Below are 21,895 nucleotides of genomic sequence, written 5' to 3' on the forward strand. Positions count from 1 at the left end.
AAATAATTTAAGGAATATTCAAATACTTGTGAGTTTGTAATGACACTTTCCATTTTGGATTTGCCATCACATAGTCTACTATCTGCGGAACTACCTTATCTCGTTTACTCCATTCTGGTTGTAAATATAAGATGCAATCTTTATTAACCTTTGCTGCTTGTTCTTCTGCAAATTTAAAATCGTCCTTATTATATATGATGCACTTTAATTCGTGTGCTTTTTCGTAGACTTTCTCAGTGGGCAATTTCATCTTCTTTGGAGAGAGACAAATCCAATCCCAAGTACCAGATAGTTCATAAGCACCAGAAGTTTCAATATGAGTTTGTACACCTTTAGCTTTTAACTGTGCGGTTAACGGATTCATATCCCACATTAATGGTTCGCCTCCTGTGACCACAATCGTATTACTATACTTTACAGCATTCTCAACAATCTTTTCTGTTTCGGTTGGAGGGTGTAATTCTGCTAACCAGCTTTCTTTAACGTCGCACCAATGGCAACCTACATCACAACCACCAATTCTAACAAAATAAGCAGCTGTTCCTTTATGAAATCCTTCACCTTGAATGGTGTAAAATTCTTCCATTAAAGGTAAAAGCATTCCTTTATCAATAAGCTCTTGTCGTTCTGTTCTTGTCATAGCGTGCAAAGATATTAAATAGTACGCAGTATTCAGTGGCTGTTTTCAGTAATTTTAGAGAACTATAGTACTTGACTTTTTTGATTATGATTTCTCTCTCTCGTAGAGGCGCAAAGTCGCAAAGCTTATGCTTATGGTTTACTCGCACTTCAAAAAACCTTCTATATTAGCCTATTTTCTCACTAATCTTTGGTCTTTTCTCTCGCAGAGGCGCAGAGATACAAAGTTTATTCTTGTGGTTTACTCATGTTTTAAAATCATGTTATTGAAACTTAACTCTTAGTTTTGAGCAACTATTTTCAAAAATGCAAAACGAGTAAAAACTAGGACTTTTTCTATTTTTAAGTTCTTGAGATTTGAGATAGACGATTTCCGAATAAATTATTAAACAATAGATATTTCCGAAGTAAAAAATACAGCAATACTATTTAAGTATTTTCATTTTAGTTCATTTTATACTTGATTAAAATTACACTATTTTTATGCAAATTTTGAAACATGAGTAGAACGGACGATTTTTTAAAGGAAATCACAGAAGGAAACACAAATAAAGGTGAATATATCACTTTAGGATCTGCAATGTTGGATGGCGAAACGCTTACCAATGCATTTGTAAATGTGCCTTTAAAAACGATGAATAGACATGGTTTAATTGCTGGTGCTACTGGAACTGGAAAGACTAAAACGCTTCAGGTTCTAGCAGAGAATTTAAGTGAGAAAGGTGTTCCTGTTTTATTAATGGATATTAAAGGTGACCTTAGTGGATTGGCAAAACCAAGTCCTGGTCATGCAAAAATTGATGAACGTCATGCAAAAATAGGATTACCATTTGATCCAAAAGCGTTTCCTGTAGAAGTGATGACATTGTCTGAGCAAGATGGAGTAAGACTTCGTGCAACGGTTAGTGAATTTGGTCCTGTTTTATTATCTCGTATTTTAGATTTAACAGAAACTCAGTCTGGAGTTGTTGCTGTAATTTTCAAATATTGTGATGACAATAAATTACCACTACTGGATTTAAAAGATTTTAAAAAAATACTCCAATACGCAACCCAAGAAGGTAAAGAAGAATTTACTGAAGCCTATGGAAGAATATCTACCGCATCTACTGGTGCAATTCTTAGAAAAGTAGTTGAAATTGAACAACAAGGAGGCGAACTGTTTTTTGGTGAAAAATCATTTGAAGTTGACGATTTATTACGAGTTGATGATAGCGGAAGAGGTTATATAAACATCATTCGTCTAACCGACATACAAGATAAGCCAAAGTTGTTTTCTACATTTATGTTGAGCCTTTTGGCTGAAATATATTCTACATTTCCTGAACAAGGTGATAGTGGACGACCAGAACTCATTATGTTTATTGACGAAGCACATTTAATTTTTAATGAAGCTTCAAAAGCATTACTCAATCAAATTGAAAGTATTGTAAAGTTAATTCGTAGTAAAGGTGTTGGATTGTATTTTGTCACTCAAAACCCAACTGATGTTCCTGAAGCTGTTTTAGGCCAGTTAGGTTTGAAAGTACAACATGCTTTAAGAGCCTTTACTGCAAAAGATAGAAAAGCTATTAAACTGACTGCTCAAAATTATCCAGATACAGAATTCTATGATACTGCAGATGTTTTAACATCGCTAGGTATTGGAGAAGCTTTAGTATCTGCTTTAGATGAAAAAGGAAGACCTACGCCTCTCGCTGCAACAATGATGCGTGCTCCAATGAGTAGAATGGATATACTTACAGACTTAGAGCTTTCTGATTTGTTAGGAAAATCTAAACTTGCAAAAAAATATAACGAAGAAATAGACAGAGAAAGTGCTTATGAAATGCTCAATAAAAAAATTGAGGTTGCTGAAGCTGAAGAATCTAAAGAAAAAGCTCGTCTAGAAAAAGAAAAACTTAAAAAAGCAGAGACAAAACAACGCACCTCAAGATCCCGTAGTAGAAACAATAGACAAAACCCAATAGTTAAAGTTTTGACAAGTCCTACAGTTATTAGAAGCGTTCTTGGTATTTTGACAAAAATGCTGAAATAACAAAATAAATCATTTTAAAACACACCTTTTTTAAACCTATATGAAACACATAATTACCATTATCGTTTTAACCGCATTGCTATTAAGTTGTACTTCGGAAAAAGAACAAAACCCATTCCAAATTAGTAAACAAAATATTGGACTTTTAACAGATTCTACTCAGGTTAAAGATTTAGAGTTCGTTTTTGCAAAAGATTCTATAGTAAAACCCTCTGCAAAAGGTGATAAATTTAGTGCTCAAAATAATGACATTGATATTTATTCTTCCGAAGGTGAAAAATTATTAAGCCTTTCGCCTAGAAAACCATTAGATTCTACATCTGTAATTGGGAGTGTTAGAATATTTAGTGAACACTATAAAACCGATAAAAACATCTCTACATTAAGTACTTTTAAGGAAATTAATGAAGCATACAAAATTTCTAGCATAAGTAACCTTATAAACTCGATAGTAATTTCAGTTAATGAAATTAACGCATCGTTTACAATAGATAAAAAAGAATTACCTGCAAATTTGAGATTTGATATGACACTAAATATTGAGTCTGTTCAAATTCCAGATACTGCAAAGATTAAATATTTTATAATTCATTGGTAATACTCAACAAACAATTTATTTTATGAGTTCTCAATCTCAAAAATTGAAATATTACAGTAAACCAAATTAAATATAAGCACATAATGCTATATTAAAAATATGAATCCCTTTATTTCAAAAATACTGGTCAATATTGCACAAAAGCGTATTGGCGATAAAAAGTCATCTAAAACTGCTAGTAAGACGCAGATTGACCCAATAGTTAATAGTCTTCACGTAGAATTAGTTAATGGTATTAAAGAATATATATTTATTGCTATTGGTGTTTTTTCTGCTGGATTTGGTTTAAAAGGATTTTTACTACCTAATCATTTTATTGATGGTGGAGCGACAGGAATCTCACTTTTATTACAAAATATCACGAATTTACCTCTTGGTATATTATTAGTAATAATCAATCTTCCGTTTATTTTATTAGCAACTAAAACTATTAATAAAAAATTTGCACTAAGAAGTATAATTGCCATAGCGTTTTTAGCTATAGTAGTACATTTTGTAGATTATCCTGTTGTCACAGATGACAAATTATTGATTGCTATTTTTGGTGGTTTCTTTTTAGGATTAGGAATAGGATTGGCAATTAGAGGAGGTAGTGTTATTGATGGCACAGAGGTACTCGCGATTTTCTTAAGTAGAAAATTAAGTATGTCTATTGGAGATGTACTTTTATTGACAAATGTTATAATTTTCTCTTTTGGAGCTTACATATTATCTATTGAGACTGCGATGTACGCCATTCTCACGTATTTAGCAGCAGCAAAAACCGTAGATTTTGTTGTTGATGGTGTAGAAGAATATATTGGTGTGACGATAATTTCAGATTTTCATGATGACATAAGAAAAGTACTTACCGAAAAATTAGAAAGAGCATGTACAATTTATCCTGCAAAAGGTGGTTATAAAAATGAAAACTCACATTATGACAAATCTGTAATTTATATTATAATTACACGATTAGAATTACCAAAGCTTAATACTGAAATTGATAAAATAGATAAAAAGGCTTTCATGATAATGAATGTCGTAAAAGATTTAAGAGGCGGAACCATAAAAAAGAAACCCTTAAAATAAAATATATAATACGACTTCACATAGCTAATAAGTCGTAAAATTTTTAAAGAAAAACTAATAATAGTTAGGGAGAATACATAATTTAAATGAAAAAATACAAGATTCAAAACGCTCCGTTTGTTGTTCCCACCACTGACGGAAAATTAATTGAAGAGCATTTTGGTAAAGCCACAGATGGTAACTCACAAATTAGCATTGCACATATGATTGCTCCTGCTGGCTGGAGCGAACCTTTTCAAACCCCAGAATTTGATGAATACACTTACATTATAAAAGGTAAAAAGCAATTCATAATTGATGGTGAAACTATTATCTTAGAAGCTGGTCAATCCATAAAAATTGAGAGAAACACACGAGTGCAATACTCCAATCCGTTTATTATTGCTTGTGAGTACATCGCTGTATGCACACCAGCTTTTTCTATGGATTTAGTAAATAGAGAAGAATAATGAAACAAGTAATAACAAAAACAATTGGTAGCCTTATAAACACGGTTAGCATTTTCTCTCCTAGGCAAGGAGGAAAAATGGCAGTTAAGCTATTCTCTAAACCTAGAAGAATTAAAATAAAAGAAACAGAAAATGATTTCTTAATGACAGCTTTTATTGAAGATATTGATTATGAAGATTTCAATATTATGACTTATCGTTGGTTAGGAAAAAAAGAAACCATTTTATTAGCCCATGGTTGGGAAAGTAATTCCTTTAGATGGAAACCTTTAATTGAAGAACTCAGAAAGTTAGATTACAATGTCGTTTCATTAGACGCACCTGCACACGGTAGATCTAGTGGTAAAATATTTAACGCAATACTTTATTCTGAGTGCATCAATATCGTAGCGAAAAAATTTAACGCCAATATTATTATTGGACATTCAGTTGGAGGTATGGCTACCGCTTTTTGTAAAAGCAAATATGAATTACCCTCTGTAAAAAAGATGATATTATTAGGAGCTCCATCAAATTTTGTTGGTGTTTTTAGTAGATATGTTGACATGATGGGTTATAACAAACGTGTATCAAAAGCTATGGATGATCTAATATACGAACGTTTTAATGAAAAGCCAGAGCACTTTAATGCAGCAAGATTTTTAGAAAACACAGATATAGAAGGACTTTTAATTCATGATAAAAAAGATAGAATTATTCCTTATAGCGATGTAGAAGATTTTAAAAGCCATTATAAAAACGCAAAAATTATTTCTACGGAAGGTTTTGGTCATGGTTTAAGACATGAAGACGTAAACAACCATATTATAGATTTTGTTAACACTTAGTTTTGTAATTTTGTCGTATGTCAGATAATTTAAAAAGAATCAATAAATTCCTTAGCGAAGTCGGTTACTGTTCTCGCAGAGAAGCAGACAGACTCATTGATGCTGGACGCGTCACAATTAATGGTACTGTACCAGAAATGGGAACAAAAATATCACCAACAGATGAAGTTCACGTAGACGGAAAACTTATAGAAAACACAAATCAAAAATTTGTTTATTTAGCATTTAATAAGCCAGTAGGTATCGTTTGTACTACAGATACTCGTGTAGAAAAAGACAACATCATTGACTTTATCAATTACCCAAAACGTATTTTCCCTATTGGACGATTAGATAAGCCTAGTGAAGGTTTAATTCTATTGACAGATGATGGAGATATTGTCAATAAAATTCTTAGAGCCAGTAACAACCACGACAAAGAATACATTGTAAGAGTTGACAAACCCATTTCGCAAACATTCCTTTTAAGAATGTCTGGCGGAATTTATCTAGAAGATTTAGAAAAAACCACTAAAAAATGTGTGGTTAAAAAAATTGATTCACAAACGTTTAGTATCATTTTAACGCAAGGATTAAATAGGCAAATACGTCGTATGTGCGAGTATTTAACCTATGAAGTTGAGACTTTAAAACGTGTAAGAATCATGAATATCCCTTTAGACGTTCCGGTTGGTGAATATAGAGAATTGACAAAAGAAGAATTTGCAGAATTGAATAATCTCCTCGCCTCTTCTACCAAAACATATCTAGATAACAAACAACAATAGATTATTTAGTATTAAATAATGAGTACTAAAATTCACCCTTTTCATATCGCAATTCCTGTTCATAATTTAGAAGAATGTAGAATATTTTACAGAGATATTCTCAATTGTGAAGAAGGAAGAAGTAGCGACCATTGGGTAGATTTTAATTTCTTTGGACATCAACTCGTTATTCATTACAAATCAAAATCTAAAGAAGAGGTTCATACCAATAATGTAGACGGAAAATCTGTCCCTGTACCTCACTATGGTGTCGTATTACCATGGGATACATTTCATGAATTTTCAAAAACTATAGCAAATAAGGGTGTCAAATTTATTATTGCTCCTTATATAAGATTTGAAGGTCAAGTTGGCGAACAAGCAACAATGTTCTTTTTGGATCCTGCAGGAAATGCGTTAGAATTCAAAGCATTTAAGGATTTAAATCAATTATTTGCTAAGTGATTTTTTCGTTACTTCGGAAATGTAAAACGGTAAGTAAATAAAGATAAATAAAGGAATTATTATCAACTGACCAACTATAATATAATAAGGCCATTCTCCAAAATAATCTAATAACGAAGCAGATTCTGGTTTTCTATTCAAATAAAAATAATTGGCCTCTAAAAAGTAATTGATTGCAATCATCAATATCACATAAACCTGTAATGCTAAAAAGGATTTAATAACACTTTTAAATTTAGGTTTCAGCCTAAAAACAAAAACGGTGTAAAATATTACCATTAATAAGCCTAAGTGAACTATCCAATATCTAAAATAATCTAGACTAAGAGAACCTTCAGCAATATCTGGAGTAATAACACCTTGCAATGTTCCTGCGATAATCCAAAACACTAGAATTTCAAACATCCAATACTTTTGGTAATATGTAAAGACTGGAATTAAAATACCAAGGAGACTACACAAATATAAAGGCAGGTCTGTTTTGAAATTATAGTCATTAGTCAACATGTTATATACATGAAAAAACATAACAGTAAGTGAAATAAAAATAGCGATGTAGTGAATTAATCGCTGCTGGCTTTCCGAAGAAATAGTTCTTGCATATCTAATTAAAACTACTGTAATAATTATAGCCAGCGTAATTGGCACAAGGTGTTCCAAACTTAAAATTTGAACACGATTTACAGCAGTAATTAGTTTAATCATACTGCAATATAAAATTTAATCTAGAATAGACTCTTTGCTTCACTTTGAATGCTAACAATATTACATACGTTGCTCTCGAGCTAATAATGTGTTTTTAAGAAGCATCGCAATTGTCATTGGCCCTACACCTCCAGGAACTGGAGTAATATAACTTGCTTTTTTACTCACGTTTTCAAAATCTACATCTCCCGTGATTTTGTATCCTTTTGGTGAATTCTCATCTGGAACTCTTGTAATTCCAACATCAACGATGACAGCACCATCTTTTACCATTTCGGCTTTTAAGAAGTTTGGTACTCCTAACGCAGAAATAATAATATCTGCTTGTGATGTGATTTGAGTAATATTTTTTGTGTGACTATGCGTCAACGTCACTGTAGAATTTCCAGGAAATCCTTTACGTCCCATTAAGATACTCATTGGTCGTCCAACGATATGACTTCTACCAATAACAACGGTATGTTTTCCTTTAGTTTCTACACCATAACGCTCCATAAGTTCTAATATACCAAATGGTGTTGCAGGAATAAAGGTACTCATGTCTAATGCCATTTTTCCGAAGTTCTCAGGATGAAAACCATCTACATCTTTACTTGGATCTACAGCCATCAACACTTTTTGAGTATTGATTTGTGGTGGCAATGGTAATTGAATGATAAACCCATCGATATCATCATTCTGGTTTAATTCTTCAATCTTATCTAACAATTCTATTTCGCTTGTCGTATTAGACATTCTAACCATTGTAGATTCAAATCCAACACGCTCGCAAGCACGAACTTTACTCCCAACATAAGTCAAACTCGCTCCATCATTTCCAACAATAACTGCAGCTAAATGAGGAACTTTCTCCCCTTTATCTTTCATCTTATCAACCTGTTGCTTGATTTCGTTTTTGATGTCGTTGCTTACTTTCTTACCATCGAGAATAGTCATAGTTTGTTAGGTTTTCTTTCGTCACAAATACACGAATGTTTTCGTTAGGAATTTTGTTGTGTTATTTTTTTATATTGTTTTAATAATACTAAGCATCATGACTTGCAACTGAAGACTTTTTCTTTACCGGAAAATTTCCGCAGAACAAAAGAAATTATTTCATCCCTTTCATTGCCTGCATCATTGCCTTTCCTTTACCTCCTTGCATCATCTTCATCATCTTACTCATTTGGTTGAATTGCTTTAATAGCTGATTCACTTCTTGTACCGAAGTACCAGACCCTTTACCAATACGTTTCTTTCTACTGGCATTTATAACTGCTGGATTTGATCTTTCATCTGGAGTCATAGAATGAATAATTGCTTCAATACCTTTGAATGCATCATCATCAATATCAACATCTTTCATCATTTTTCCTGCTCCAGGAATCATGCCGATAAGATCTTTCATATTACCCATTTTCTTGATTTGCTGAATTTGCTTCAAGAAATCATCAAAACCAAATTGGTTTTTTGCAATTTTCTTTTGAATCTTACGAGCTTCCTCTTCATCATATTGTTCTTGAGCTCTTTCAACAAGAGATACAACATCTCCCATTCCTAAGATACGATCTGCCATACGTGACGGATAGAAAACATCAATTGCTTCCATCTTCTCACCTGTACCAATAAATTTAATTGGTTTATTTACAACAGATTTAATAGAGATTGCTGCTCCACCTCGTGTATCACCATCGAGTTTAGTTAAGATAACACCATCAAAATTTAAAATATCATTGAAAGCTTTTGCTGTAATCACAGCATCTTGACCTGTCATTGAATCTACAACGAATAAGGTTTCTTGCGGTTGAATAGCTTTATGGATGTTAGAAATTTCATCCATCATCGCTTTATCTACTGCTAAACGACCAGCTGTATCAATAATAACAACATTGTGTCCATTTTGTTTTGCATGAGCAATACCTGCTTGTGCAATAGCAACAGGATCGTTATTACCTTTATCACTATAAACATCAATATTCAATTGATCTCCAACAACATGTAATTGATCAATTGCAGCAGGACGATAGACATCACAAGCTACTAATAATGGTTTTTTAGTTTTCTTGTTTTTTAAGTAATTGGCTAATTTACCAGAGAAAGTTGTTTTACCAGAACCTTGTAAACCAGACATTAAAATCACACTTGGGTTACCAGAAAGATTAATACCTTCTGCATCACCACCCATTAACTCTGTCAACTCATCTTTAACAAGTTTCACCATTAATTGTCCTGGCTGTAAACTTGTTAATACATCTTGACCTAAAGCTTTTTCTTTAACTCTATTAGTAAACTCTTTGGCTATTTTAAAGTTAACATCGGCATCTAAAAGTGCTCTACGAACTTCTTTTAAGGTTTCAGCAACGTTTACTTCTGTAATGCTACCATGACCTTTTAGTACGTGTAACGCTTTATCTAACTTTTCACTTAAATTATTAAACATATTCTTATAGAATTTTAAAGGCACAAATTTAGCGATTTGTGATGTATTTATGAAGTGCAATTGAAGAAATTAAATAAGACTCTAATCTTAACTTTTATGATTGGCTACAAAAACATCATTTCACTCCCATATTTCGTCTTTATTATTACTTTACAAAAAGTCATGAAGCTCTAAGAAGAAATCATATGAAACAAAAACAGGACTGTTTACATCTTTAATAAATTTGGGTTTAGCGCATAAAAAAAAGGATTGTTATGACCAACAATCCTTTTTAACCAACTAAAAATTAAAAAACTAACGTTTAAGTTTTCTTAAAGAGAACTTATATTTTTAATAAAACAATTAAAAACATAAAACCCCTACCCTTTTCTTAAACATTTAATTTTATAACTTAGCCACAACCAAAAACAAAAATGTTAAAACCGCTTAAGGATCATATTTGCGAAGAACAATTGTTCTCGTCCATCTTTAGAAAGTACTCCAAAGATTTACACGATTTTCTATATTACAAATTTGGTAGTCAGTTAAATCCGCAAGACAAAATGCAAGAAGCGTTTGTGAAATTGTGGGAGAATTGTGCTAAAATTCCGCAGAATAAAGCCAAAAGCTTTTTATTCACCACAGCAAATAACTTGATGCTAAATGAGTTTGCGCATCAAAAAGTCGTATTAAGACATCGTAAAATTATACCAAAAAATAGCACTAATATAAATCCGGAATTTCTACTCGAAGAAAAAGAATACAAAGCCAAATTAGAAAAAGCAATCGCAGGATTAACTGAAGCACAACGTGTTGCTTTTTTAATGAACAGAGTTGAAGGTAAACGCTTTAAAGAAATAGCTGCATTACTGGATATTTCTACAAAAGCAGTAGAAAAACGTATTTATGGAGCTTTGAAAAAGTTGAGACAAGATATTGATGAACTATAAAAAAGTAAGCAGTTATTAGAAGACAGCATCCAGTTTCTCACTCTTACTATAAAAGAAAACAAAAAGAAGGGTAGGAAATTTTAACAGTTATCTGTTATATAGTTGAATAGAATATAATGAACAGAGAAGACCTCATACAAAAATGGTTAGACCATAACCTAAACCCTACAGAACTTGAAGCTTTTAAAAAGCTTGAAGACTACCCTAGTTTAATCAAATTAGACCAGGAACTTATTGATTTTAAACCAAATACAATTGACATAGATGAAGCTTATAATAATGTATGGACATCTGTTAATTCTACAAAAAAGAAACCTAAAAAATTATTAGCTACGTTATCAAAAATCGCTGCAATTTTAGTGATTTGTTTTGGGTTCTATTTTTACACTACAACTTTAGACACGACATCTCATACGATTGCTTCACAACAAAAATCAATTGTATTACCAGATGCTTCACAAGTACAATTAAATGCAATGTCTACAATTACATTTAACAAATCAAATTGGAACGATAGTCGAAGTTTAACCTTAAATGGAGAAGCATTTTTTAAGGTTGCTAAAGGAAAAAAATTCGATGTAAACACAACTATTGGAACCGTTACCGTTTTAGGAACTCAATTTAATGTTAAGCAACGAAATGATTATTTAGAAGTTACTTGCTATGAAGGAAAAGTTGGTGTTTATTCCGAAGAAAAAGAAACGACACTCCTTCCAGGAGACACTTTTTTAATTATTGATGGGAAATATATTGCTACTGAAAAAGAAAATTTATCTCATCCATCATGGTTAGACAACAAGAGTACTTTTAAAAGTATACCTTATAAAGAAGTTATCGCTGAGTTTGAAAGACAATACAATGTGTCTATAGAATTCAATAATATTAACGATTCTCAAAATTTTACTGGAAGTTTTACGCATAATGATATTGAAATTGCCTTAAAATCTATTACTTTACCTTTGCAATTAAAGTATAGTAAAACGGATAATATCATTAGGCTGAAACGTGAATAAAAAAGGTGTACGCTCTCTTTTTATAATCTTATTATTTTTGAATTTGAGTAGCATTTTTGCACAATCAAAATCAAATAACAAACTTGCGCTCACAGAAGTTCTCACCATATTAGAATCCAGATTTAGTATTAATTTCACCTTTTTAGATCAAACTGTTGCCGATAAAAATGTGATTCTACCTTCGGAAACTTTATCACTAGAAGATACATTAGAGTATTTAAAATCTGAAACAAATCTAGATTTCATCATTCTCAATGACACGAGTGTTGTCATTTCAAAACGATCTAATCCTTTTAGTGATTTCATCACACAAAAACTGGAAGAAGTTATTATTACCAACTTCTTAATTAAAGGAATTTCAAAAAAGAGTGATGGTAAGATTAATATCAAAACTGAAGATTTTGGAATCCTTCCAGGACTTCTAGAACCAGATATTCTACAAAGTATTCAAGCCTTACCTGGAGTTATGAGTGTTGATGAACGTGTTTCAAATATCAATGTGCGTGGAGGAACTCATGATCAAAACTTAATTTTATGGGATGGTATAAAAATGTATCAATCTGGACATTTCTTCGGATTAGTTTCAGCATTTAATCCCTATCTCACAAAAGAAGTTAATGTCTCAAAAAATGGAACTAGCGTAAAGTTTGGCGATGGTGTTTCTAGTGTTATTGATATGCAACTCTCTAATGATTTAGATCAGGAGTTCAAAGCTGGAGCTGGATTTAATCTAATCCATGCAGATGCATTTGCAAAAGTCCCACTTGATGAAAAAGCAGAAATTCAAGTCTCTGCAAGACGATCTGTAACCGATTTCATTTTCACACCAACCTACGACCAATATCTACAACGTGTGTTTCAGGATAGTGACTTTTCTCATCCGGAACAAGGAAATTCAGAAGTCATCTCAAATAATGAACGTTTCTATTTTTATGATATCGCAACTAAATTTTTGTACAACATCACAGACCAAGACCAGTTTCGATTTAATTTTTTAACGATTAATAATAGATTAACCTACGACCAACAAGCAAATGATGATTCTGGAATTCCTTTAAAAAATGAATTAGAACAAAATAATTTTGCCACAGGATTTGAATATTTAAAATACTGGAATAGTACAATCACAACCACTGCTCAATTTTACTATACTAATTACGATTTAAAAGCTACAAACTTCAATATTGCTAATGACCAACGTACTAATCAAGATAATAAAGTTTCCGATTTAGGAATAAAAATCAATGCTACAAATCATATTGATGACAACTTAAAATTACATGGTGGTTACCAATTTAGCGAAGTTATTATTAGTAATACTGAAGATACCGATAACCCAAACACAGAGCAATTTAATAAAGAAGTGGTGCGTACGCATTCCATTTATGGCGAAGCAGAATTTACCTCAGCAAATAAAAATACTTATGCCAGAATTGGTTTGAGAACTAATTTTATTGAAAAATTCTCAGAGTTTTTTACTGAGCCTAGACTCTCTGTAAGTCATAAATTAAACAATGATTTTAGATTAGAGTTTTTATCCGAATTAAAAAGCCAAACAACATCTCAAATTATAGATTTACAAAATGATTTTTTAGGGATAGAAAAACGCAGATGGATCTTGTCTAACAATGAAAGCATCCCAATTATTAAAAGTGTGCAAGCAGCAGCTGGAATTCACTACAATAAAAACAAGTTACTTGTAAGCATTGAAGCTTTTATAAAAGACGTAGAAGGCATTACATCTCAAAGTCAAGGTTTTCAAAACCAATTTCAATTTGTAGAAGAGATTGGTAAATTTCAAGTAAAAGGAATCGACTTTTTAATCAATAAGCAATTTGATTATTTTAGCACTTGGTTGAGTTATTCTTTTAGTAAAAACGACTATGTTTTTGACAACTTAAATGCTGGTAACCCATTTCCTAATAATATTGATGTACGTCATGCTGTGACATTTGCTAGTACGTATGATTTTGAAAATTTAAAATTTGCTTTAGGATTCAATTGGCATTCTGGGAGACCACAAACCGTACCTTTAGAAACTCAAGATCAATCTAGTACTCAAATCAACTACTCAACTCCTAACAGCTCTAGAATAAGTGATTATTTTAGAACAGATATCTCTGCGACCTACCAATTAAAATTCACTAATAAATTAGACGCTTCAATTGGAGCTTCCATTTGGAATCTATTTGATAGAAAGAATATCATTAACACCTATTATTCAAAAAACAATAATGGAGATGTTATCACGATAGACAATTTATCTTTAGGGATCACGCCTAACATTAGTTTTAGATTACGATTTTAAAACGACAATTATGACTTCGCAGGAATTATATAAATTACGTTTCCCAATTGGAGAATTTCAAAAACCTGATACTATTTCTTCGGAAATAATAAACTCATGGATTAATGATATTGAACGTTTCCCTTCGGAAATTGAAAAAACCACAAAAGATTTATCTAAAGAGCAATTAAATTGGAAATACAGACCAGATGGCTGGAATATAAAACAAGTTGTTCATCATTGTGCAGATAGCCACATGAACATCATCATAAGATTCAAATTAGCACTAACCGAAGATTCCCCAACCATTAGACCCTATTATGAAGATCGCTGGGCTACGCTTATTGATAGCACTGATGATAATTTGGAAAATAGTTTGTCTTTACTAAAAGGTCTTCATGCTAAACTATGTCAATTATTGAAGCACATTTCCGAAGAAGAAATGTCTAAAGAGTTTATACATCCAGAGCATGGTAAACGTTTTAGATTGGATGAAACTATTGGCACTTACGCTTGGCATAGCAATCATCATCTAGCTCATGTAAAACAAGCCATAAACCATAAAGGACAATTTTAATCTACATACGTTCTGGCACATTAATACCTAATAAGCCAAATGCGCTTTTAATGACGTTTGCAACAGACTGAGATAAACCTATTCTAAATGCTCTTGACACTTCATCTTCATTTCCAATAACGATTGGTAAATTTTGGAAAAATGAATTGTAAGCCTTTACTAAATCGTAAGTATAATTAGCAATTAAAGCTGGACTATAGTTACTAGCTGCATTATTAATTACCTCTGGAAATAACTCCAACTGTTTGAGAAGTTCTTTCTCTTTAGGATGCAATTTTAAACCAGAAAGATCCAATGAGCTATCTACTTTACCTGCTTTTCTCAAAACCGATTGTATTCTAGCGTAGGTATATTGAATAAACGGACCAGTATTTCCTTGAAAATCGATAGACTCCTTTGGATCAAATAAAATACGCTTTCTAGGATCTACTTTTAGTATAAAATACTTTAAAGCACCCAATCCTATGGTTTTATATAAATCTTGTTTTTCTTCTTGAGAATAGCCATCAAGCTTTCCTAATTCTTCAGAAATCTCTCCAGCAGTCTGCGCCATTTCATCAACTAAATCATCTGCATCTACAACAGTCCCTTCTCTACTCTTCATTTTTCCTGAAGGTAAATCTACCATCCCATAACTTAAGTGGTATAAATTATCTGCCCAATCAAAACCGAGTTTTTTGATGATTAAGAATAAGACCTGAAAATGATATTCTTGCTCATTACCTACAGTATAAACCATACCACCAACATCTGGAAAATCCTTAACACGTTGGATAGCTGTACCAATGTCTTGCGTCATATAAACAGCAGTACCATCACTACGTAAAACGATTTTTTCGTCAAGACCATCTTCTGTTAAATCACACCAAACAGAACCATCTTCTTTTTTGAAGAATACACCTGTTTTTAAACCTTCAGCAACAAATTCTTTTCCTAATAAATAGGTTTGACTTTCATAATATAATTTATCAAAATCAACACCAATACTTTTATATGTTGTGTCAAAACCTTCATACACCCAACTGTTCATTTTTTCCCAAAGTGCCACTACTTCTAGATCTCCTGCTTCCCATTTAAGAAGCATTTGTTGCGCTTCTAAAATAATTGGCGCATTCTTCTTAGCTTCTTCTTCTGTTTGTCCTTCGGAAATGAGCTGTTGTATTTCAGCTTTATATTCTTGATCAAATTTCACGTAGTAATTCCCAACCAGCTTATCGCCTTTTAAACCTGACAATTGTGGCGTTTCTCCATTTCCGAAGCGTTTCCAAGCCAACATACTTTTACAAATATGAATTCCTCGATCATTAATGATTTGAGTCTTGTAAACTTTTTTGCCTGAAGCTTTTAAAATTTCGGAAACACTATAACCTAAAATCACATTTCTAACATGACCTAAATGCAAAGGCTTGTTGGTATTTGGCGAAGAATACTCTACCATTACCGCTTTTCCTTTTGAGTTTGGTGTTGCAAACCCATATTGAGATTGATCTTTTATATTATTAAAAAAATTGATATAATAATCATCGTTGATTTCAATATTTAAAAAGCCTTTGACCACGTTGAAAGCTGTTACTTCTTCAACATTTTCAACTAAAAACTGACCAATTTTCTCTCCAATTTGAACAGGATTACCTTTCACAACCCTCAACATAGGAAACACAACTACAGTAATATCTCCAGCAAACTCTTTACGTGTTGCTTGAAATTCTACCGATTCTAATTCTGCATCAAAAACAGTTTTAATAGCCTGTATTACATTAAGTGAGAGTGTCTCTTGAAGATTCATTTTGGTATGGATTTTAAGTCTGCAAAGATAGACTTTTTATTAAAATTTAGGGATATAATGTGTGGATTATTCCTTATTTTTCGAGGTCAAATCATTACTTAGAATACTAGTGAGAAACAAAAATCTCTATTTCATATTCTGATGTAAATATGATTAAATTTGAACATGAAATATTTTAAATTTTTACTACTATCACTAACAATTACATCTTGTAATTCATCAGATAACACAATTGAAGAAGATTTAACACCTCCAGATCCAACACCTGTGTTTTACAAAGGGATGGATTTATCATTTCAGTCTGAATTAGAAGACCATAGTGTGACTTATAGAGATGTAAATGGTAGTCCTGTTGATTTATTAAACTATGTTACAAATAAAGGCACCAATCTAGTAAGACTCAAACTTTGGCATACATCACAAAATGGAGAAAACACTTTAAGCGATGTGAAGGCTTATGCGACTCGTATTAAAAATACAGGATCAAATTTTTTGTTAGATTTTCATTATAGTGATTTTTGGGCAGATCCTGGAACTCAAACACCACCTGTTGCATGGCAAAACATGACTGACGAAGAGATTAGAATTGCTATTTATGAGTATACAAAAGATGTGGTTACGCAATTAAAAAATCAAAATACGTTACCTGAGATCATCCAAATTGGCAATAAAACTGATAGTGGTTTTCTATGGAACTACGGAAAAGTATGGGACGAATTCTCCAACAATTGGGGGAATTATGCTGCTTTGGTACGTGAAGCGATAAGAGCGGTAAGAGAAGTTGACACTGAAAATAAAGTTAAAATTATGCTGCATCACTCTAACGTTGAACATTCAATTTACTTTTTTACTGAGCTAGAACCATTTGCGCTTGACTATGATATTATTGGTTTGTCTTACTATCCGCAATACCAAACTAAAGATCTTAATCTTGTTGCTAATAAGCTCAATATTCTAGCTACAACCTTCGGAAAAGATATTTTAATGGTAGAAGTTGCCTACCCTTTTACATTGCAATGGGACGACAACCAAAACAACTATATTGGAAGTCTTAATCAAATCATACCAGAATTCTCTCCAACACCTGAAGGTCAAAAAGCATATATGGAATGGTTAGTCACTACTATTAAAAACATCCCAGAAAATCATGGAATAGGATTCTGTTATTGGGCTCCAGATTGGGTTAGTTTCCCTAATAATGACACAAGTGTATCTGGAGGTAGCGCATGGGAAAATCAATGCCTATTTGATTTTGATCACAAAGCATTACCAGCTTTAGATATTTTTAGCAATAACTAACAATCAAGCAATTATACAAATTACTCTAATACCTTGCATTTCATCGACTGAAGTGTTCTTTTTCTATGATTTTTACCGTTTATCTATTCGTCGATGTTTTTATTTTTTCAAAGATTCACTTTAACTAATTTATCGGTAATAAAACCTAAAAATTAGGGTTTAAGATACTTTTTTTACATTTTTGAATTGCTATTAATCAAAGTCCCAAACGTTGATGAAACTTAATAATCAATCTTTATTGAGATTGACATTATTATTTCAACACTCTAACGACCTAACTACAAAGGAAGTTTCGTGTACAAATAATTTTGCAATTATTAATATCCTAATTAAACAATGAAGCAGTTAATTACATTAGCTGTTTTATGTATGTCGCTTTTTTGTTTTTCACAAACAAATGAGATCGATAGTCTTACTGTGGAATTAGCTTATCAAAAACAAGATTCATCAAAAGTAGAAACTTCTTTAAGATTAGTTAAGGCGCTTTACGACGCAAAAAGTTACAAAAAGGCCCTTACCTATATTGATAATACAGAACGTTTATCTAAGTTATTAAATCATACCAAAGGCATTGCTGATGTTAGCTATTTCAAAGCTTTAATTTACGCTCAAAATAATGATTACTACAACGCAATTGATGGCTACAACAGATCACGTAAATATTACAGTCAGTTAGGTGATACATTAGGAATCGCTAAAGTAAATAACAGCATTGGCTTAATTGAAATTAAACGTGGTAATTATAATATAGGTTTACAAAACTCATTGTCTGCCATCCACATCTTTGAAACAAAAAATCTCAAAAATGAATTAAGCTCTGCTTACAACAATCTTGCTGAAGCTTATTATAACACTAATCAAATAGATAAATCTTTAGAATTTAATATTAAAGCTTTATCCGTAAGAGAACAATTACAAGATAGCATTGGTATAAAATTGTCAACACGTAATATAGCAACATTATATTCTGAAAGAAAAGAACATAGAAAAGCTATTGAATTCTATGAAAAAGTATTAAAACTTCTCAATCCAAATACAGACCAAACACTTAAAGGTGAAATATTACCTCGTATTGGAGCAGAGTACTTACGTTTTAAAGATTACAAAAAAGCTACAGACTACTTATTTGAAGGCCTAAAATTCAATAGGAAAATTAATAATAAAGATGGTGTTTTGAGAGCACTCAATGCTATTGGCGAATTGAATATGGAGCTCAGAAATTTAAAATCTGCAACAATTCAAATAGATGAAGCTTATGCTATCGCTAAAGAAATTGATAATAAACCAGAGCTTCTCAAAAACTACAGACTACACAAAGAATTGGATTCTATTAGAGGTCGATTTCAAAATGCATTTTTCTGGCAAGGAAAATATTTTGCATTAAAAAGCGAGCTAGACAAAGAAAATCAGCCTATAATTCCTATTCTCACAAAACCAATTGAAGCAAAACCTATTGATAAAATCAAAGACTTCACTTCGTTAGCTACACAAGAGCAAAATGAAAAAGAAATTATTGAATTAAAAAAACTTAAAACGAATTCTTATGTATTAGGAGCAGCCTTTTTAATTGTATCTATCATACTGCTATTAACATATTTGAAACGAAAAAACATTATAAAATCCAACAGAGAACTCAAAAAGAGAAATAAAGAGATTCAATTGAGAAACATTGAATTTGCAGAACAGACCAAACATCTTGAAGAAGTTAACCATGTAAAAGATAGATTATTTTCAATCGTATCACATGATTTAAAAGATTCAATTTCATCAATAAAAGGATTTATAGATCTACTTAAAGAAGACGGTATTTCTCGTGAAGAATTTTATGACTTAGTGCCAGAGCTTAGTGAAAATGCAGACAGCGCGTCACAACTTCTTTACAATCTTTTAAATTGGTCTAAATCTCAAATGCAGAATTTAGAACCAAAAGCAGAACTCTTTAATATACAGGACGTATTCAAAAATAAAATAAGTTTAGTTGAGCAAAAAGTTGAACAAAAGCGTATTATTTTAATTGATGAATCAAGAAGAGATTTTATCTATGCAGATAGAAGTATGATTGAAATTGTAGTTCAAAATTTAATTACAAATGCTGTAAAATTCACACGTGTTGGTGACTCTATAACAGTATCAAATTCTGATCATAATGGGAAGAGTTTATTATGTATTGAAGATACAGGAGTTGGTATTTCTAAAGAAAACATAGATAAGTTATTCCAAAGCGGAACCTTTACTACTAGAGGAACGAGTAATGAAAAAGGCACAGGTTTAGGTTTAACAATTTGCAAAGAATTAGTAGAACTCAATAATGGTAGAATCTGGGTTGAAAGCACACCTGGAGTTGGTACTAAATTCTATGTTGAACTTCCTAAAATTGAGCCTAAAAACTAATTCAATTCCAATCCTCAATTTCATATAATTATTTTTGGTATATTGACATTCAAAACCAACCATAATGAGATACTTTATCATTTCTTGTCTTCTAATTTCTTTTTTAAGCTGCAAAGAAAAAGTAGATATTTCCAAAGAAAAAGCAATTACAAATCACTTACCAGAATTATTCTCATTGATGCAAGGATCATTTGATTCTGAAATACAATCACAAGTAGATTCGACTTATTTTAATATTTCGTTACACATGTATCCAATCTGGAAAGACAGAGGGAATTTCCTCTATGTTGAGCAAGCGCTTACTACTAAACAGGACCAACCTTACAGACAACGTATTTATGAAGTCACTAAATTAAACGACAGCCTATATAGCTCTGCAATTTACACTATAGAAAATGATTCACTATGGATTGGAAAATGGAAATCTCCTGAAGCTTTTGACACGCTCGTTTGGAATAATGTGACAAAAAAAGAAGGATGTGAAGTTATACTAAAGCGAATAGAACCAAATTATTTCAAAGGAGAAACTGGAGACAAAACCTGTAAAAGTTCTCTTTATGGAGCCTCTTATGCAACTAGTGAAGTGGAAATCATGGAAGACAAGATCATCTCATGGGATCAAGGCTTTGATGACAAGGACGAACACATTTGGGGTGCAGAAAAAGGCGGTTATATTTTTAATAAACTTGACTAAACTTTAGGTAAGAAAACCTCAGCCATCATACAGCGAGCACTTCCACCACCACAAGTTTCTATTGTTTCTAAACTACTCGATAAGATTGGGCAAAATCTTTCAATGTCTGCAACCTGTTTTGGAGTTAAACTATCGTGAGCAGCTTTACTCATTACCAAATAACGTTGGTCATTCTCTCCTTTTACTTGTAACATATTACCAGCAAATTGGTGCATTTGACTTTCATTAATCTCTATGATTACTTTACCATCTTGCTTAAGGTTTTTGATAACATTTTTTCGCTCCTTTTTATCATCAATTGAATCCAAGCATATTACAGAGAACTTCTCAGCCAAACACATCATTACATTAGTATGATAGATTGCCAAACGCTTTCCATCAACGTTTTGATATGCAGTAAAAACGACTGGAGTATATTCAAAATCTTCGCAAAATTCTATAAACAATTCCTCATCTGCTCTTGGTGACAATGCACAATATGCTTTTGAATTAATTCTATCTAGCAATATGCTACCAGTACCTTCTAGAAAGAAACCTTCATCTTCAGCACTTGTATAATCTATAATATTGTTAATTTGAAAACCCTCCTTTTCTAAACGAATAAAAACCTCATCACGTCTTTCTCTTCTTCTGTTTTCTGCAAACATTGGATATAAACCTACATCACCATTTTCATGAAAACTCACCCAATTATTAGGAAAAATAGAATCTGGAGTATCCATTAATTCATCATCATTCTCCACAATTACATTAACACCAACTGCTCTTAGTTTTTCTACAAAATCATCAAACTCAACTTGCGCTTTTGCATTGATTTCGGCATTCTTTATATTAAGATCTTCTTGAAAATAATTATTGACTGCAGTTTGCTCATTCATCCTAAAATTAACAGGACGAATCATTAAAATTGTATTTGTAGTTTGTGACATTTCAAAAAATTAAGGAACTGCTAAATTAAATAA

Annotated in this window: 20 protein-coding genes; 14 read left to right on the plus strand and 6 right to left on the minus strand. The window is 31.9% G+C overall.

All coding sequences use genetic code 11. The features are described 5' to 3' along the window. Positions 1-7: 7 nt before the first annotated feature. Positions 8-640 carry a 7-carboxy-7-deazaguanine synthase QueE gene (locus IM744_RS16015; RefSeq protein WP_194509181.1) on the minus strand — a complete coding sequence of 211 codons (633 nt, stop codon included), beginning with the start codon at positions 638-640 and terminating at the stop codon, positions 8-10. 498 nt (positions 641-1,138) lie between these two features. Between IM744_RS16015 and IM744_RS16020 the strand changes: the two genes are divergently transcribed. The 7 genes from IM744_RS16020 (at position 1,139) to IM744_RS16050 (ending at position 6,833) form a co-directional block, all read left to right on the plus strand. Beyond that, positions 1,139-2,677, plus strand: a complete 1,539-nt coding sequence (locus IM744_RS16020) for a helicase HerA-like domain-containing protein (RefSeq protein WP_194509182.1) — start codon at positions 1,139-1,141, stop codon at positions 2,675-2,677. 40 nt (positions 2,678-2,717) lie between these two features. Then, a complete protein-coding gene (locus tag IM744_RS16025) occupies positions 2,718-3,275 on the plus strand; it encodes a hypothetical protein (protein WP_194509183.1) in 558 nt (185 codons plus the stop codon). Positions 3,276-3,374: 99 nt separating this feature from the next. Next, positions 3,375-4,346, plus strand: a complete 972-nt coding sequence (locus IM744_RS16030; RefSeq protein ID WP_194509184.1) for a YitT family protein — start codon at positions 3,375-3,377, stop codon at positions 4,344-4,346. Positions 4,347-4,432: 86 nt separating this feature from the next. Next, positions 4,433-4,795 (plus strand): cupin domain-containing protein, encoded by a 363-nt coding sequence (locus tag IM744_RS16035; protein WP_194509185.1) that lies wholly within the window; start codon positions 4,433-4,435, stop codon positions 4,793-4,795. Further along, positions 4,795-5,622, plus strand: a complete 828-nt coding sequence (locus IM744_RS16040; protein ID WP_194509186.1) for an alpha/beta fold hydrolase — start codon at positions 4,795-4,797, stop codon at positions 5,620-5,622. The genes IM744_RS16035 and IM744_RS16040 overlap by 1 nt, the downstream gene beginning before the upstream one ends. A 17-nt stretch (positions 5,623-5,639) precedes the next feature. Beyond that, positions 5,640-6,389 carry a pseudouridine synthase gene (locus IM744_RS16045; RefSeq protein WP_194509187.1) on the plus strand — a complete coding sequence of 250 codons (750 nt, stop codon included), beginning with the start codon at positions 5,640-5,642 and terminating at the stop codon, positions 6,387-6,389. A gap of 18 nt (positions 6,390-6,407) precedes the next feature. Beyond that, positions 6,408-6,833, plus strand: a complete 426-nt coding sequence (locus IM744_RS16050; RefSeq protein ID WP_194509188.1) for a VOC family protein — start codon at positions 6,408-6,410, stop codon at positions 6,831-6,833. Here the strand turns inward: IM744_RS16050 and IM744_RS16055 are convergent. The 3 genes from IM744_RS16055 to ffh all read right to left on the minus strand — a co-directional run bounded on the left by IM744_RS16055 (position 6,819) and on the right by ffh (position 9,957). Next, positions 6,819-7,538, minus strand: a complete 720-nt coding sequence (locus tag IM744_RS16055; protein ID WP_194509189.1) for a YwaF family protein — start codon at positions 7,536-7,538, stop codon at positions 6,819-6,821. The genes IM744_RS16050 and IM744_RS16055 overlap by 15 nt on opposite strands. A 60-nt stretch (positions 7,539-7,598) precedes the next feature. Then, positions 7,599-8,474 carry a bifunctional 5,10-methylenetetrahydrofolate dehydrogenase/5,10-methenyltetrahydrofolate cyclohydrolase gene (locus IM744_RS16060; RefSeq protein ID WP_194509190.1) on the minus strand — a complete coding sequence of 292 codons (876 nt, stop codon included), beginning with the start codon at positions 8,472-8,474 and terminating at the stop codon, positions 7,599-7,601. 154 nt (positions 8,475-8,628) lie between these two features. Then, positions 8,629-9,957: a signal recognition particle protein gene (ffh, locus tag IM744_RS16065; protein WP_194509191.1), complete on the minus strand. Its 1,329-nt coding sequence runs from the start codon at positions 9,955-9,957 to the stop codon at positions 8,629-8,631. 413 nt (positions 9,958-10,370) lie between these two features. Here ffh and IM744_RS16070 point away from each other — a divergent pair, with 413 nt between their 5' ends. From IM744_RS16070 to IM744_RS16085, 4 genes are all read left to right on the plus strand, one after another. Then, positions 10,371-10,886 (plus strand): RNA polymerase sigma factor, encoded by a 516-nt coding sequence (locus IM744_RS16070; protein ID WP_194509192.1) that lies wholly within the window; start codon positions 10,371-10,373, stop codon positions 10,884-10,886. Positions 10,887-11,002: 116 nt separating this feature from the next. Further along, positions 11,003-11,899, plus strand: coding sequence for a FecR family protein (locus tag IM744_RS16075; RefSeq protein ID WP_194509193.1), 897 nt, complete (start codon positions 11,003-11,005; stop codon positions 11,897-11,899). Between the two features lie 43 nt (positions 11,900-11,942). Beyond that, entirely contained in the window at positions 11,943-14,207 is a 2,265-nt protein-coding gene (locus IM744_RS16080) for a TonB-dependent receptor plug domain-containing protein (protein ID WP_241738358.1), read from the plus strand. 10 nt (positions 14,208-14,217) lie between these two features. Continuing rightward, positions 14,218-14,763 (plus strand): YfiT family bacillithiol transferase, encoded by a 546-nt coding sequence (locus IM744_RS16085; RefSeq protein WP_194509195.1) that lies wholly within the window; start codon positions 14,218-14,220, stop codon positions 14,761-14,763. 1 nt (position 14,764) lies between these two features. On the opposite strand, the gene argS is transcribed toward IM744_RS16085, so the two are convergent. Further along, complete coding sequence (gene argS, locus IM744_RS16090) at positions 14,765-16,549, minus strand: arginine--tRNA ligase (RefSeq protein ID WP_194509196.1); 1,785 nt, start codon at positions 16,547-16,549, stop codon at positions 14,765-14,767. A 165-nt stretch (positions 16,550-16,714) separates the two neighbouring features. Here argS and IM744_RS16095 point away from each other — a divergent pair, with 165 nt between their 5' ends. From IM744_RS16095 to IM744_RS16105, 3 genes are all read left to right on the plus strand, one after another. Beyond that, positions 16,715-17,848 (plus strand): glycoside hydrolase family 53 protein, encoded by a 1,134-nt coding sequence (locus IM744_RS16095; RefSeq protein ID WP_194509197.1) that lies wholly within the window; start codon positions 16,715-16,717, stop codon positions 17,846-17,848. Positions 17,849-18,184: 336 nt separating this feature from the next. After that, the gene (locus IM744_RS16100; protein ID WP_194509198.1) at positions 18,185-20,239 is read left to right on the plus strand and encodes a tetratricopeptide repeat-containing sensor histidine kinase; all 2,055 of its coding nucleotides are present in this window, start codon (positions 18,185-18,187) and stop codon (positions 20,237-20,239) included. Between the two features lie 64 nt (positions 20,240-20,303). Beyond that, positions 20,304-20,933, plus strand: coding sequence for a chromophore lyase CpcT/CpeT (locus IM744_RS16105; protein ID WP_194509199.1), 630 nt, complete (start codon positions 20,304-20,306; stop codon positions 20,931-20,933). Here IM744_RS16105 and ctlX read toward each other — a convergent pair. Beyond that, positions 20,930-21,862 (minus strand): citrulline utilization hydrolase CtlX, encoded by a 933-nt coding sequence (gene ctlX, locus IM744_RS16110; protein ID WP_194509200.1) that lies wholly within the window; start codon positions 21,860-21,862, stop codon positions 20,930-20,932. The genes IM744_RS16105 and ctlX overlap by 4 nt on opposite strands. Positions 21,863-21,895 lie beyond the last annotated feature (33 nt).

Source organism: Psychroserpens luteus (assembly GCF_015319355.1).
Classification (GTDB): domain Bacteria; phylum Bacteroidota; class Bacteroidia; order Flavobacteriales; family Flavobacteriaceae; genus Psychroserpens; species Psychroserpens luteus.

Coding starts and splice junctions, on each gene's coding strand:
- IM744_RS16100 (WP_194509198.1), top strand. CDS start 18,185: ATGAAGCAGTTAATTACATTAGCTGTTTTATGTATGTCGCTTTTTTGT.
- IM744_RS16060 (WP_194509190.1), bottom strand. CDS start 8,474: ATGACTATTCTCGATGGTAAGAAAGTAAGCAACGACATCAAAAACGAA.
- IM744_RS16105 (WP_194509199.1), top strand. CDS start 20,304: ATGAGATACTTTATCATTTCTTGTCTTCTAATTTCTTTTTTAAGCTGC.
- ffh (WP_194509191.1), bottom strand. CDS start 9,957: ATGTTTAATAATTTAAGTGAAAAGTTAGATAAAGCGTTACACGTACTA.
- argS (WP_194509196.1), bottom strand. CDS start 16,549: ATGAATCTTCAAGAGACACTCTCACTTAATGTAATACAGGCTATTAAA.
- IM744_RS16040 (WP_194509186.1), top strand. CDS start 4,795: ATGAAACAAGTAATAACAAAAACAATTGGTAGCCTTATAAACACGGTT.
- IM744_RS16025 (WP_194509183.1), top strand. CDS start 2,718: ATGAAACACATAATTACCATTATCGTTTTAACCGCATTGCTATTAAGT.
- IM744_RS16055 (WP_194509189.1), bottom strand. CDS start 7,538: ATGATTAAACTAATTACTGCTGTAAATCGTGTTCAAATTTTAAGTTTG.
- IM744_RS16050 (WP_194509188.1), top strand. CDS start 6,408: ATGAGTACTAAAATTCACCCTTTTCATATCGCAATTCCTGTTCATAAT.
- ctlX (WP_194509200.1), bottom strand. CDS start 21,862: ATGTCACAAACTACAAATACAATTTTAATGATTCGTCCTGTTAATTTT.
- IM744_RS16070 (WP_194509192.1), top strand. CDS start 10,371: ATGTTAAAACCGCTTAAGGATCATATTTGCGAAGAACAATTGTTCTCG.
- IM744_RS16075 (WP_194509193.1), top strand. CDS start 11,003: ATGAACAGAGAAGACCTCATACAAAAATGGTTAGACCATAACCTAAAC.
- IM744_RS16015 (WP_194509181.1), bottom strand. CDS start 640: ATGACAAGAACAGAACGACAAGAGCTTATTGATAAAGGAATGCTTTTA.
- IM744_RS16030 (WP_194509184.1), top strand. CDS start 3,375: ATGAATCCCTTTATTTCAAAAATACTGGTCAATATTGCACAAAAGCGT.
- IM744_RS16035 (WP_194509185.1), top strand. CDS start 4,433: ATGAAAAAATACAAGATTCAAAACGCTCCGTTTGTTGTTCCCACCACT.
- IM744_RS16020 (WP_194509182.1), top strand. CDS start 1,139: ATGAGTAGAACGGACGATTTTTTAAAGGAAATCACAGAAGGAAACACA.
- IM744_RS16095 (WP_194509197.1), top strand. CDS start 16,715: ATGAAATATTTTAAATTTTTACTACTATCACTAACAATTACATCTTGT.
- IM744_RS16045 (WP_194509187.1), top strand. CDS start 5,640: ATGTCAGATAATTTAAAAAGAATCAATAAATTCCTTAGCGAAGTCGGT.
- IM744_RS16085 (WP_194509195.1), top strand. CDS start 14,218: ATGACTTCGCAGGAATTATATAAATTACGTTTCCCAATTGGAGAATTT.